Origin of the sequence: Halomonas sp. HNIBRBA4712 (assembly GCF_043558675.1) — a bacterium.
Taxonomy (GTDB): domain Bacteria; phylum Pseudomonadota; class Gammaproteobacteria; order Pseudomonadales; family Halomonadaceae; genus Vreelandella.
Genome location: NZ_JBIFXR010000002.1, coordinates 538349 through 550870 on the forward strand (window position 1 = coordinate 538349; position 12522 = coordinate 550870).

Consider the following 12522-nt stretch of genomic DNA (forward strand, 5'->3'; position numbering starts at 1 on the left):
CATGCGCTACGTCTTCATCGCCGATGACTTTACCGGCGCCTCGGATACGCTGGCCACTCTGTGCCGCGCGGGGCTGCGGGCACGGCTCTATTTAGTCCCGCCCTCGCTCGAGGAAGTGGCCGACCTGGACGCCTTCGGCATCGCCACTTCGGCACGCAGCATGGATAAGTCGCGCCTTGCCCAGAAGATGCACCGCTTGGGCGAGCATTTGCGTCCTCACCGCCCGGATATTGTTCATCTGAAGGTGTGCTCCACGTTTGATAGCAGCGAAACGACCGGCAACATCGCCGCTGCGATCAAAGTGCTGAGCGCCGAGCTGAAGCCCTTGACGACGCTGATCGTCGGCGGCCAGCCGAGCCTGGGGCGCTACTGCGTCTTCGGGACTCTTTTCGCCAAGGCAAGCGACGGCCACACCTACCGCATCGACCGTCACCCGGTCATGCAGCGCCATCCGGTCACGCCCATGAACGAAGCGGACCTGCGTCGTCATTTCGACGCCATGGGGCTTGCAAATGTCACGCTGCTCGATCGCGCGAGCCTTGAAAACGATCAGGCGCTGCCCGCCGGCCCACTTCTTTGCGACGCTCTGGAGCAGCGGGATCTCGAGCGGATCGGCCAACGTTTTAGTTCCGAGGCCATGCCCCAGCTCTGGGTCGGGGCAAGTAGCGTCGCCCAGGCGTTGTACCCCGAGCAACGGACGCTGCCTTCCCCCACCCAGCTGCCCGGCCCGCTGCTCGTATTTGCCGGCAGCCGCTCCGCCTTGACCGCCGAGCAGGTCGCCGCCGTTCGGCAGTTCGAATGCCTTTCGATTTTGACGCGCACCCTGGCAGATAATGAAAAGCCCGATCGCGAACGCATCGCGCGCCGTTTGCAGCAAGGCCAAAGCGTGCTGGTCGCCCTGGACGACGACACCACCCACGCCATGAGCCCGCTCGAGGTAGCAAAGCGCTGCGCCGAGCTGATCGCCTCGCTGGTGGCGGCCACGCCGGTCGGCACGCTGCTGATTGCCGGGGGCGATACCTCGAGTTTGGCGCTTCGCCAGCTTGCGCCGAAAAGCATCGATTATCTCGGCCCTTTCGATACCGGCGTTCCCATCTGCGTGGCGAACCTGGCGGACGGGCGTACGCTTCCCGTCATCATGAAAGGCGGCCAGATGGGCGCGGTGGAGCTATTCGATCGGGCGTTTCGAATGGCGCATCAGCAGGGCGAGGCTCCATAAAAGCGGCGCCAGCACCCACCGCCACACCAACCGCACGACGATCAATAGAGGCAGCAGCACAATCAGCCACAGCGCGAACTGCCCGACCCAGGCGGGAAAGCCTAGCCAGCGGGCGACGTTGGCGCCGAGCGCGCTGATCAGCGACGGGTGGCGGATCACCACGTAGGCGGTAGTGGTGAGCGCGGCGAGCTTGGCGACTCGGGGAAGCGTGGTAAAGCGGGCGGCGCCGGCAAGGGCGCCGGAGCGCGCGCCGGTTTGCGTCGCTCTCGCCTCGACGCTTCCCACCCGCGCGCCGCGAGCGAGCCGCCCGGCGCGCAGCACTTTCACGGTACTCGCCATCAAGAGGAGATCGACCCCGGCCCAGCCAACGTCTGCGGCGCCGATCGCCTCGCCTCGGCGCCAGCGCCCTTCCAGGCCGCGCACGCCGCTGGTGAAGAAATCGCCTACCCCGGTGACGATGCGCTCACTCTGTAGCCAGTGAATATCGCCCTGAGCGTCGATAGCGAACTGGTTCAACAGCGCGTGACCTTCCTCCGCCAGCAGCGCAATGCCCATCAATCCGCGCTGATCCGCGTTCCACTCGGCGGGCTCAACGGGGAGTTCGTCGGCTTCGCTCCACCAACGGCTCGCCTCGCGGTAGCGCTCGCCGAGCCAGTGTCGGGCCTTGAGCGTGGCCACGTCGTGCTCGCGGTAGTAAATGATCGGCAGGAGCGCCTCGGGGCCGAAACGGGCGAGCACATCTTGAAACTCAGGTAAAAACGCGTAAGCGAGAAGCACCTCGCGGGCGGCAGCGCCCTGTCGCTCGAGCGCCAGATGGGCATTCATCCAGAGCGCGGGAGTGTCGGCGTAGTGGAGAAAGAGTGCGTTGATCTCGGCGCTTTCATCAGCCAGGGCGGCGTCGAGCGAGGGCAGCGCGCGCTGGGCTTCGAGCCGAACCAGACGCGGCTCGAAAGCCTCCGACGAGGCCAGCGCGGTCAGCAACCCGGCAAGCCCAATGGCGAGAGCGAGAAGAAGTCGTGCCGGGCGCATGGGCGCTTCCTTGGTGTGGCGAAAAGACCATTAAAGCGCAATGAACACAAAACTCAAGCAAGCCCTCCCGCGGGCCCCGCCGGTCGAGCCAGGCGGCTATCATGCACATTTCACCAATGCCCCGCGCAACCTCTGCTAGGCTTAAAAACCGTTAGAGAGCCAACTAAATTCTTGTAAAAAAGGGGAGCCAGAATCACCATGTCATCGCTAAAAAGGCGCCGACTCGGCGCAGGGGTGCTGCTGTTATCGGCCCTCGCGGGATTATTCATTGCGCTGTACGCGTACTTCACGCCGCTGACTGGGGTGACCGGCACCCTCGGCGCGCTGGTGGCCATTCTGGCCTGTCTTGTATTGGCCGCCGCGGCGCTCGGGCTTTTCAAGCTCTCGCCGGGGGCCGGGCTGAACGTGCTGCGCGGGCTGATCCTGCTGGGCCTTGCCGGCACGTTCTTTGCCGCGCTGCTGCTTCACCAGTGGCTCCTGTGTGCGGCGATGGTCATCGGCCTGATCGGCTGGATCATCGATTTTGCAAGTCCCGCGCCTTCGCCCGCCCTTCGCTGATGAGACGTACCATGTTTTCAAACACGAACACTCCGCGCCTTTTGGCTCGCCGCCAGCGCCTGATGCGCCCGCTGGCACTCTCTGTCACGCTGTTGACACCGCTGCCGCTTCTGGCGCAACCCGCGCCGCCCGCCGATGGCGAGGAGCAGGCAAGCGAAGCCGCCGCGCCGCCGATTCCACTGGTGCCGGAAGGCGCGGTCTGGGACAGCTTTCACGGCCAGCTCAACGCCCAGAAATACAGCCCGCTGGATCAGATCACCGCCGACAACGTCAATGAACTCGAAAAAGCCTGGGAGTTTCATACCGGCGACGTCTCCGACGGCTCCGGCGACACCGCCGCAACGGTGTGGTCGGCCACGCCGGTATTCGCCAACGACACGCTCTACATCGGTACGCCGATGTACCGGGTATTTGCGCTGGACCCGGCCACCGGCGAACAGCGCTGGCAGTTCGATACCCAGTCGAGTCAGGAGGCGCTGACTCAGCCGGCGCTCAAGAGCCGCGGTGTGGCCTATTGGGAGGCGGATGAGCCAGTCGAGGGCGAAGCGTGCCAGAAGATCGTCTACTTCGGCACCATGGACGCCCAGCTGTTTGCGCTGGACGCCGACAGCGGCGAGCTGTGCGAAGGCTTTGCCGACGGCGGCGTTTTGAACATCAACGACTGGAACGACAAGCCCGAAAACTGGCCGCTGTCGCTTCTGCAGCCGCCCACGGTGGTCGGCGACCGGCTGATACTCGGCTGGGCCGGCAAGGATTGGGAAGAGAGCGTGGCGCCGGCGGGCACCGTGTTCGGCATCGACGCGCAAACCGGCGAGCGCGAGTGGACCTTCGAGGCGCTGACGCCGGAGATGCGCGAGAAAAGCGGCACTGCCAACGTCTGGACCCACATGAGCGCCGACGAGGAGCTGGGGCTGGTCTACCTGCCCGTGGCTTCGCCCTCGCCCAACTTCTGGGGCGGCAACCGCACCGAGGAGGTGCCGCTTGCCACCTCCACCACCGCGCTCGATATCGAGACCGGCGAGGTCGTCTGGTCGCGCCAGTGGGTGCATCACGATATCTGGGACTACGACATCAACGCCGCGCCAACGCTGATGGACATCACCGTCGATGGCGAAGAGATCCCGGCGTTGATGCAGGCCACCAAGATGGGCTTTCTGTTCGTGGTCAACCGCGAGACCGGCGAGGACGTCTGGCCGATCGAGGAGCGCGAGGTGCCCGGCGGCGACGGCAACGTAGAGGGTGAGGTCTACTCGCCGACCCAGCCCTTCCCGACCCTTCCCGCGCCGCTTCTGGACCAGTCGGAGAAACCCAAAGTATGGGCCCTGGCGGACGCGGCGAGCTTCGGCCAGTGCTCCAGGCTCTGGGACGATCTCTGGTACGAGGGCATGTACACCCCGCCCACCACCCAGGGCGAAGGCACGCTTGCCTACCCGGACAGCGCCGGCGGCGTGCAGTGGGGCGGCGTAGCCTTCGACCCGGTCAGCCAGACCGCGGTGGTCAACACTTCGCACATCGTGCAGTACGTCAAGCTCTTCGAGCGCGAGGCGTATGAGGAAGCGGACAGCGGCTCCGGCAACGAAAGCGGCTTCTCTCCGCAAGAGGGCGCGCCCTACGGCATGCGCCTGGAAGTGGCGCTGAACTGGCTGGGCATGCCCTGCTGGGAGCCACCCTTTGGCGAGTTGGTAGCGATTGATATGACCACCGGCGAGGTCAAGTGGCGCGGCCCGGTCGGCGCCTCCCAGCAGTACGGTTTTTTCATGCCGGAAAGCTGGGGCTCGCCGACCATCGGCGGCCCGGCAGTCACCGCCGGCGGCCTGATCTTCATCGGCGCTTCGATGGATGCCAAGGTGCGCGCCTATTCGCTGGAAACCGGCGAGCAGCTCTGGTCGGACCAGGCCCAGGCTCCGGTGGTCGCCAACCCCGCCGTCTACGAGTACGAAGGCCGTCAGTACGTGGCGTTCGTCGCCGGCGGTAACACCATCCTCAAGGATCACGTCGGCGATCAGGTGGTGGTCTACGCCCTGCCGGAGTAACGCAGCGGCTGAATAAACGGGCGGCCCTCGCGGCCGCCCTCTTCATGTCTTTCTGCCGGAATCACCTTGCGCTTCGCCCTGGCGAGTCAGCGCGGCCTCCATACGATCGAGCTGCGCCTGGAGGTTTTTCACATCGCCGCGCAGCGCCGAAATTTCCGCTTCCTCGCCCTCGCCGTTATCGAGCGCCATCTGGGCGCTCTCCTTCTGCATCACATCGAGCACGATGCCGATCATCATGTTCAGAAACACGAAGGCGTTGAGAAAGATGAACGTCAAAAAGTAGATCCAGGCGTAGGGAAACTGCTCCATGGTCGGGTAGAGCACCGCCGTGGCCCAGCTCTCGAAGGTCGCCACCTGAAACAGCGTCAGCATGGCCAGCGCAATGTTGCCCCAGAGCTGCTCGTCCACGGTATGGAACAGGAAGCTTCCGATCGCCGCGTAGATATAAAAGATGATGAACATCAGAAGCGCCACGTAGCCCATGCGCGGAATCGACTTCACCAACGCCGAGAGCAGCATCTGCAGCTCCGGGATCATCGACACCAGGCGCAGCACGCGGAAGATGCGCAGAAGCCTCGCCAGCAGCACCATTTCGGACTCGTCCATCGGGATCAGGCTCGCGGTGACGATCAGGAAGTCGAAGACGTTCCAACCCTTCTTGAAGAAGTCGCGAAGGCGCGGCTCGGCGGCCATGCGAATCAGTATCTCGACCAGAAAGAACAGCGTCACTGCCACGTCGAGATAGGCGAGCCACTGCTCGAAGCGGCTCACCTCGTCGTAGGTGCGCGCGCCGATCACCAGCGCCGACACGACGATGATGGCGATCACGAAGGTCTCAAAAATCTTGTTGCTGCGCAGCTTCTCGAAACGCGCCTGCCAGGTCACTAAAGAAGCACTCATTCTAAACGTCACGCCTTTAAACGAAGGGGTTCATGCATCGGTTGATGCCTTGCCGGCACGCGGTTGCGCGCCCAGCTATCGGCCCCGGCATTCTACCCTGGAATGGCGCGCCGATTGAGTCTTTGGGTAGACGCCATTCAGGTCGCTATAAGCGGAAAAAAAGAGACGTGGTAAGCCACAAAAAGGCGGTCTTCGAGAAAAACATAACAGGCAAAAAGCGGGCACAAAAAAAAGCCCCCTTGCGGGGGCTGGGGCTGCCGTCATGGCACTGTGCACTCATCCGTGAATGCGATATCCCTATCCAAAAGCGGCGTCCTGCCGCGAACGATTTAAAGTTATACCAGCCATGTACAGAACGCAAGCAGAACCTGCACCGGACACCCAAAAAAGATCCTGAAAATCGATCGATATTGACTCAACTCAATGAAACTCAAGTTTAAAACCTTGAGCGTGAATCGTCTTGATTCTTGACCCTTGCCCTGTACGCCGCGTCAGAAGGCAGCATCATGACACCAGGAGCAATAGGACGCGCTAGCGCTCTATCAGCCACTGGCTTCCAACGCTTGCGCCTTCATCCCATCCAGCAAATCCCGGTAGAGGCAAAATTGACAGGGGCGCTCGCGGTCATTTTAATTGGCTCGTAAGACTAAAGCCGCAAACTTTCCCGATAGTGGTATCCTCCTCGGGTTTGCTTACACTGAATTAGCTCGAAAGCGCCTCGGGCGCTCGCCACGATTTATACCCCTGTGCTGGATGCCCCAATGACACTGCTCTGGATTGCTCTGCTCCCTTTGCTGGGAGTGCTGGTGCCTCTTTTGGTCGGAAAGCGCTCTCGCGTCACGTGCTCGCTCGCCACCGCCGCTGCGCCCGCCGTGGCGCTGGGCCTGACGCTTTGGCAAATCCCCGCGCTCAACGCGCGTGAGCCGCTGCGCTTTTTCGCCGAGTGGCTGCCCTCGCTTGGGCTCGACCTGGCGTTTCGCCTCGACGGGCTGTCGCTTCTGTTCAATCTGCTGATTCTGGGCATCGGGCTGCTGATTCTGCTCTATGCCCATTTCTATCTGGACAAGGAGGAGCCGGTCGGGCGCTTTTACAGCTACCTGATGCTGTTCATGGCGTCGATGGTGGGCATCTCGCTTTCCAACAACCTGCTGCTACTGTGGCTGTTCTGGGAAATGACCAGCCTATCGTCGTTTCTATTGATCGGGTTCTGGTCGCACAGAAACGATGCGCGCAAGGGCGCGCGTATGGCGCTGACCGTGACCGGCGCCGGAGGGCTGGCGCTGCTGGCCGGGCTGCTGCTTTTAGGCGATATCGTTGGCAGTTTCGACATCGACCAGGTGCTGGCAAGCGGCGCGCTGATCGTGACGGACTCCCGCTACCCCGTCATGCTGGCGCTGGTTCTGCTCGGCGCGTTCACCAAATCCGCCCAGTTTCCGTTCCAGTTCTGGCTGCCCAACGCCATGGCCGCGCCCACGCCGGTATCGGCGTACCTGCACTCCGCCACCATGGTCAAGGCGGGGATTTTCCTCATGGCGCGCCTGCACCCGGCGCTGGCGGATAGCCCGATGTGGCAGCTGGTGGTACCGGTAGTGGGGCTGATCACGCTGATCTACGGCGGCTGGTTCGCGCTGTTCAAGACCGACCTGAAGGGCATTCTGGCGTTTTCCACCATCAGCCACCTGGGCCTGATCACCGCCCTTCTGGGCATCGGCACGCCGATGGCGGTGCTGGCGGCAATGTTTCATATCATCAACCACGCGGCCTTCAAGGCGGCGCTGTTCATGATTGCCGGCATCATCGACCACGAGGCGGGTACCCGGGAGCTCAAGCAGCTGGGCCGGCTGAGAAAGAGCATGCCGATCACCGCTTTGCTGCTGATTCTGGCGGGCGCCGCCATGGCCGGGGTGCCGCTGTTCAACGGCTTCATCTCCAAGGAGATGTTTCTCACCGAAACCCTCGAGAGCCCGCTGCTGGGGGGCTTGAGCTGGATGGTGCCGGTGCTGGCAACCCTTGGCAGTATTTTGTCAGTGGCGTATTCGGTGCGTCTGGTGGTCGCGGTGTGCTTCAAGGCGCCGCGCCAAGCACCGCCCAAAACGCCTCACGAGCCGCCGCGGCTGATGCGCCTGCCGGTCGAGCTGCTGGTGGGCATTTGCCTGCTGGTGGGCGTGCTGCCCGCCTTCGCGGCGACGGGTCTGCTGACGCTGGCCGTCGAGGCCGTGGCCCGGGAGGTGCCCTATTTCCACCTGGCGATTTGGCACGGCTTCAACCTGCCGCTTCTGATGAGCGCGGTGGCGCTCGTGATCGGCGCCGCGCTTTACTGGCGCCACGGCGACCTTCGCCGCTTCAAGGAGGCGTTCGCTCCGGTGGAAGCGACCCGCGTGTTCGAGCGCGCCGTGGTGGGGCTTTGTCAGCGCGCCGAGAAGTTGCTAGACGCCTGGGATGGCCAGTCGCTTCAGCGCTACATGGGGTGGCTGCTGCTGGCGACCCTGGTGATGGGAGCAGTCGGCCTTGCACAGATGAGCGAGCTCACCGGGGAGCTTGGCAACCAGCCGGTAGACGGCATCGTCGTGCTGGGCGCGGTCATGCTGATTTTTGGCGGTTTGGCCACCGCGATAACCCACCGCTACCGGCTGGTGTCGCTGCTGATGCTCTCGGTGGTGGGGCTGTTCGTGGCGCTGACCTTCGCGCGCTTCTCGGCGCCGGATCTGGCACTGACCCAGCTTTCCGTTGAGGTCGTGACCATGATTCTCTTGATGCTGGCGCTGTTCTTTCTGCCCCAGAAGACGCCGCCGGAGTCGAGCAGTAAACGCAACCTGCGCGATATCGTGCTGGCTGGCGCGGTCGGCGGCGTAGTGGCGAGCCTCAACTACGCGGTGATGACCCGCGAGACGCTCTCGATTTCGCAGTTCTTCATGGAAAACAGCGTGCCCGGCGGCGGCGGCCACAACGTGGTCAACGTCATTCTGGTCGATTTCCGCGGTTTTGATACGCTGGGCGAGATCACCGTGCTGGCGCTGGCGGGGCTCGCTATCTTCAAGCTCTTGAACCGGCTGCGGCTGTTCATCCCGCACAGCGATAGCGAAGGCCGAATCTGGTCACCGGATCGCTACCCCGCGATTCTGACTTCGATTTCGCTGGCGCTGCTGCCTTTGGCGCTGCTGGTCTCGGCGTTCATCTTCATTCGCGGGCATAACGAGCCCGGCGGCGGTTTCATCGCTGGACTGATTACCGCAGTGGCGTTGATTCTTCTCTACATGGCCCGCGGCGTGGAGTGGGCGCAGCAACGCCTGGACTTCCCCTTCCAGCCGGTGGCAGTAGTCGGCGTGGCGGTCGCGACCCTGACCGGACTCGGCAGCTGGCTCTTCGGTCACCCCTTCCTGACCTCGGCGTTTGGCTACTTCAGCCTGCCGGTGGTGGGCAAGTTCGAGCTGGCCACGGCGCTGTTGTTCGATTTGGGAGTGTACCTGGCCGTGGTCGGCGCCACGCTGATGATTCTGGCGAACCTGGGCAAGGTCACCACCGCCCACCGCCCGGTGGTCAACGCGACCAAATCCGACGATGCCGGCACGAACAAGGAGAGTCTCTGACATGGAAACACTTTATGCAGTGACCACCGGCGTACTCAGCGCCTGCGGTCTCTATCTAACGCTGCGAGGGCGCACCTTTCCGGTCGTGGTGGGGCTGACGCTGCTCTCCTACGCGGTGAACCTGTTTTTGTTCTCGATGGGGGGCTTGACCACCGATGGCGCCACCATCGTTCACGGGGAGGGCACTTACGCCGACCCGCTGCCCCAGGCGCTGGTGCTCACGGCCATCGTCATTGGCTTTGCCATGACCGCGTTCGTGGTGATTCTGGCGATGCGCGCGCGAAGCGAGTTGGGTAACGACCAGGTCGACGGCAAGAAGGAAGACCGCGAATGATGCAACACCTTGTAGTTTTTCCCATCGTGGTGCCGCTGGTCGCGGGCATTCTGCTGCTTTATAAGCGCGAGGGGCTGGTGCGCTTCAAGCGCAGCGTTGGCGTCGGCGCCACTGCGCTTTTGCTGGCGGTGGCCGTGGCGCTACTCGCCCGCGCGCAAAGCGGTGAAATTCTCTACTACGCGCTGGGCGACTGGCAGCCGCCCTTCGGCATCGTGCTGGTGCTCGACCGGCTTTCCGCCTTGATGCTGCTGGTGACCTCCATACTCGCCCTCGGCGCGGTGGTATTCGCCTGCGCCGGCGACGACGAGAAAGGCAGCAACTTTCACGGGCTTTTTCAGTGGCAATTGCTGGGCATCAACGGCGCCTTTCTGACCGGCGATCTGTTCAACCTGTTCGTCTTTTTCGAGGTGCTGCTGCTCGCCTCCTACGCGCTGCTTTTACACGGCGGTGGCAAGGCGCGGATTCAATCCGGCGTCTACTACGTGGTCATGAACCTGGCGGGGTCATCGCTTTTCCTGATCGCCGCAGGCATTCTCTACGGCGCTTTGGGCACGCTGAACATGGCGGATATGGCAATTCGCGTGGCGGAGCTTCCCGCCGAGCGCCAAGGGCTCGTGACCGCCGGTGCCTTGATCCTGCTGGTGGTGTTTGGACTCAAATCCGCGATCCTGCCGCTCTATTTCTGGCTGCCGCGCGCCTACGCCGCCGCCCCGGCGCCGGTGGCGGCGCTGTTCGCGATCATGACCAAGGTGGGTATCTACGCCATTCTGCGCATATTCTTGCTGGTGTTCGGTGACGGCGCGGGCCCCCTGGCCGCCCTCGAGCAGGCTTGGGTGTGGTGGCTGGGTTTGGCAACGCTGGTCGCCTCGCTGGTGGGGATTCTCGCGGCGCGGGATCTGCGCCTGCTGATCAGCTATCTGGTGCTGCTCTCGGTAGGTACGCTGCTGGCCGGGGTCGGCATGAGAAGCGAAACCTCGGCGTCGGCGCTGCTGTATTATCTGATCCACACCACGCTGATCACCGGCGGACTCTTCCTGCTTGCCGAGATGATCGGCGTGCAGCGCGGCAAGGCGGGCACGCGGCTGGTGAAGGCGCGCCCGCTGGTACAGGGCAAGGGGCTCGGCCTTCTGTTCTTTGCCGGCGCCATCGCGGTGGTCGGCGTACCGCCGCTTTCCGGGGCGATCGGCAAGGCGCTGGTGATGAGCGCCGCCGATGCCGCCCAGCGGCTGTGGCTCTGGCCGACGCTGCTGCTGGCGAGCCTGGCCGCGCTGATCGCGCTTTCCCGCGCCGGCTCGACGCTTTTCTGGCGCAGCGCCCAGGGTAGCCCGAGTGGCGCCAAACTGCCTGCCTTTCAGTGGTTCGGCGTCATCTGGCTTCTAAGCGCGGCGCCGCTTCTGGTGGTGTTCGCTCACCCGGTGAGCGTCTACACCGAGGCGACCGCCGAGCAGCTCGCCAATCCCGAGCGCCTGACCGAAACGCTTCTTTCATCGTCGCGAGGCCACTTATGATTACCCCGCGTAAATGGCTACCCACGCCGGTTCTTTCGCTTCTACTGCTGTTCGTATGGCTTTTGATGGCGCGCAGCTACGCCCCGGGGCAGATACTGCTTGGCGGCGCACTGGCGATCATCATTCCGCTGGTGACCTACCGCTTCTGGGATGGGCACATGCAAATCAAAAAGCCGCGTCTTCTGGCGCGCTTCGTGCTGCGCGTGCTCAAGGATATCGTCATCGCCAACTTCGAGGTGGCGAGGCTTCTAATCAACCCCTGGAAACGGCTCAACCCCCACTTCATCGAGTATCCGCTGATGCTCGAGGAGCGCTTCACGATCACGCTACTGGCCAGCACCATCAGCCTGACACCGGGAACCGTTTCCGCCAACCTGCGCCTGGACGGCAAGTCGCTACTGATTCACGCGCTGGATGTCGACGATGAGCAGGCGCTGGTTGAGCAGATTCGCGAGCGCTACGAACGCCCTCTCAAGGAGATCTACGAATGCTGAGCGTGGCACTATACCTGACCTCGACGCTGGTGGTGATCGCGCTGATCCTGAATCTGTTCCGGCTGGTGGTCGGGCCGGATCTGCCGGATCGCGTGCTCGCGCTCGACACCATGTACGTCAACTCGATCGCACTGATCGTGCTACTCGGGCTCTGGCTTGGCGGCAAGACCTACTTCGAATCGGCGCTCTTGATCGCCATGCTCGGCTTCATCAGCACGGTGGCGGTGTGCAAATACATCCTGCGCGGGGACATCATCGAATGACCGTTCAGGCCTTACGACAAGGAGTGCCTTCATGGCTTTTCTAACCGAGGCGCTGGTCTCACTGCTGCTGGTGACCGGCGGCGTGTTCGTCTTTATCGGATCATTAGGCATGGCGCACCTGCGCGATTTCTACATGCGCCTGCATGGCCCGACCAAGGCCTCGACACTGGGTATCGGCTGCATGCTGCTCGCCTCGATGGGCTACTTCTGGCACCTGGAGGGCCACATCGACATCCAGGAGATGCTGATCACGCTGTTTCTGTTCATTACCGCGCCGGTCAGCGCGCATCTTCTGGCCAAGACCGGCCTGCACCTGCGCTTGAAGTACGCCAAAAAGACCGGCGGCGTGCCTTTCGAGCTGCGCGACGAGGAGGTGGGCAAGAAACCCGTGCCCCATCCGGACAAGGGCCACGGCTGAGCGGCATGCAACAAGCAGGCATAAAAAAACGGCGCCAGAAGCGCCAATGCCTTTCAGTTGGATTTGGTTAGAGGGGTTGTGGGAGGGAGCTTCAGCTCGCGACTGGTGGCAAGGCCAAGGCGCCTGACGGCGCCATTCGCCCGCTGAAGCAGCCTCCCACAATAGATTTGCGATTCCCT

General features: G+C 63.2%; 12 protein-coding genes. 10 read left to right on the plus strand and 2 right to left on the minus strand.

All coding sequences use genetic code 11. From position 1 onward, the window contains the following. Position 1: 1 nt before the first annotated feature. Positions 2-1219, plus strand: a complete 1218-nt coding sequence (locus tag ACGK9R_RS06930; protein ID WP_394579603.1) for a four-carbon acid sugar kinase family protein — start codon at positions 2-4, stop codon at positions 1217-1219. Here the strand turns inward: ACGK9R_RS06930 and ACGK9R_RS06935 are convergent. After that, positions 1169-2248 (minus strand): hypothetical protein, encoded by a 1080-nt coding sequence (locus tag ACGK9R_RS06935; RefSeq protein ID WP_394579605.1) that lies wholly within the window; start codon positions 2246-2248, stop codon positions 1169-1171. The genes ACGK9R_RS06930 and ACGK9R_RS06935 overlap by 51 nt on opposite strands. Positions 2249-2446: 198 nt before the next feature. Here ACGK9R_RS06935 and ACGK9R_RS06940 point away from each other — a divergent pair, with 198 nt between their 5' ends. Both ACGK9R_RS06940 and ACGK9R_RS06945 read left to right on the plus strand, forming a co-directional pair. Then, a complete protein-coding gene (locus tag ACGK9R_RS06940; RefSeq protein WP_394579607.1) occupies positions 2447-2806 on the plus strand; it encodes a hypothetical protein in 360 nt (119 codons plus the stop codon). A gap of 11 nt (positions 2807-2817) precedes the next feature. Beyond that, positions 2818-4839 (plus strand): pyrroloquinoline quinone-dependent dehydrogenase, encoded by a 2022-nt coding sequence (locus ACGK9R_RS06945; protein ID WP_394579609.1) that lies wholly within the window; start codon positions 2818-2820, stop codon positions 4837-4839. A 42-nt stretch (positions 4840-4881) separates the two neighbouring features. Here ACGK9R_RS06945 and ACGK9R_RS06950 read toward each other — a convergent pair whose 3' ends face one another. Then, the gene (locus ACGK9R_RS06950; protein WP_394579611.1) at positions 4882-5739 is read right to left on the minus strand and encodes an ion transporter; all 858 of its coding nucleotides are present in this window, start codon (positions 5737-5739) and stop codon (positions 4882-4884) included. 32 nt (positions 5740-5771) lie between these two features. On the opposite strand from ACGK9R_RS06950, the gene ACGK9R_RS06955 reads away from it, so the two are divergent. The 7 genes from ACGK9R_RS06955 to ACGK9R_RS06985 all read left to right on the plus strand — a co-directional run bounded on the left by ACGK9R_RS06955 (position 5772) and on the right by ACGK9R_RS06985 (position 12343). Beyond that, positions 5772-6179, plus strand: a complete 408-nt coding sequence (locus tag ACGK9R_RS06955) for a hypothetical protein (protein ID WP_394579613.1) — start codon at positions 5772-5774, stop codon at positions 6177-6179. A gap of 321 nt (positions 6180-6500) precedes the next feature. Next, entirely contained in the window at positions 6501-9326 is a 2826-nt protein-coding gene (locus ACGK9R_RS06960) for a monovalent cation/H+ antiporter subunit A (protein WP_394579615.1), read from the plus strand. Between the two features lies 1 nt (position 9327). After that, positions 9328-9660, plus strand: coding sequence for a Na+/H+ antiporter subunit C (locus ACGK9R_RS06965; protein WP_394579617.1), 333 nt, complete (start codon positions 9328-9330; stop codon positions 9658-9660). Beyond that, positions 9657-11168 (plus strand): monovalent cation/H+ antiporter subunit D, encoded by a 1512-nt coding sequence (locus tag ACGK9R_RS06970; protein WP_394579619.1) that lies wholly within the window; start codon positions 9657-9659, stop codon positions 11166-11168. The genes ACGK9R_RS06965 and ACGK9R_RS06970 overlap by 4 nt, the downstream gene beginning before the upstream one ends. Beyond that, entirely contained in the window at positions 11165-11662 is a 498-nt protein-coding gene (locus ACGK9R_RS06975; protein ID WP_394579621.1) for a Na+/H+ antiporter subunit E, read from the plus strand. The genes ACGK9R_RS06970 and ACGK9R_RS06975 overlap by 4 nt, the downstream gene beginning before the upstream one ends. Continuing rightward, entirely contained in the window at positions 11656-11925 is a 270-nt protein-coding gene (locus ACGK9R_RS06980; RefSeq protein WP_394579623.1) for a K+/H+ antiporter subunit F, read from the plus strand. Before ACGK9R_RS06975 ends, ACGK9R_RS06980 begins: the two co-directional genes overlap by 7 nt. A gap of 31 nt (positions 11926-11956) precedes the next feature. Beyond that, a complete protein-coding gene (locus ACGK9R_RS06985; protein ID WP_394579625.1) occupies positions 11957-12343 on the plus strand; it encodes a Na+/H+ antiporter subunit G in 387 nt (128 codons plus the stop codon). The last annotated feature ends 179 nt before the right edge of the window (positions 12344-12522 follow it).

Bases quoted from the DNA above. Each gene is read 5' to 3' on its own strand.
- ACGK9R_RS06930 (WP_394579603.1), top strand. From the start codon at position 2: ATGCGCTACGTCTTCATCGCCGATGACTTTACCGGCGCCTCGGATACG.
- ACGK9R_RS06935 (WP_394579605.1), bottom strand. From the start codon at position 2,248: ATGCGCCCGGCACGACTTCTTCTCGCTCTCGCCATTGGGCTTGCCGGG.
- ACGK9R_RS06940 (WP_394579607.1), top strand. From the start codon at position 2,447: ATGTCATCGCTAAAAAGGCGCCGACTCGGCGCAGGGGTGCTGCTGTTA.
- ACGK9R_RS06945 (WP_394579609.1), top strand. From the start codon at position 2,818: ATGTTTTCAAACACGAACACTCCGCGCCTTTTGGCTCGCCGCCAGCGC.
- ACGK9R_RS06950 (WP_394579611.1), bottom strand. From the start codon at position 5,739: ATGAGTGCTTCTTTAGTGACCTGGCAGGCGCGTTTCGAGAAGCTGCGC.
- ACGK9R_RS06955 (WP_394579613.1), top strand. From the start codon at position 5,772: ATGCATCGGTTGATGCCTTGCCGGCACGCGGTTGCGCGCCCAGCTATC.
- ACGK9R_RS06960 (WP_394579615.1), top strand. From the start codon at position 6,501: ATGACACTGCTCTGGATTGCTCTGCTCCCTTTGCTGGGAGTGCTGGTG.
- ACGK9R_RS06965 (WP_394579617.1), top strand. From the start codon at position 9,328: ATGGAAACACTTTATGCAGTGACCACCGGCGTACTCAGCGCCTGCGGT.
- ACGK9R_RS06970 (WP_394579619.1), top strand. From the start codon at position 9,657: ATGATGCAACACCTTGTAGTTTTTCCCATCGTGGTGCCGCTGGTCGCG.
- ACGK9R_RS06975 (WP_394579621.1), top strand. From the start codon at position 11,165: ATGATTACCCCGCGTAAATGGCTACCCACGCCGGTTCTTTCGCTTCTA.
- ACGK9R_RS06980 (WP_394579623.1), top strand. From the start codon at position 11,656: ATGCTGAGCGTGGCACTATACCTGACCTCGACGCTGGTGGTGATCGCG.
- ACGK9R_RS06985 (WP_394579625.1), top strand. From the start codon at position 11,957: ATGGCTTTTCTAACCGAGGCGCTGGTCTCACTGCTGCTGGTGACCGGC.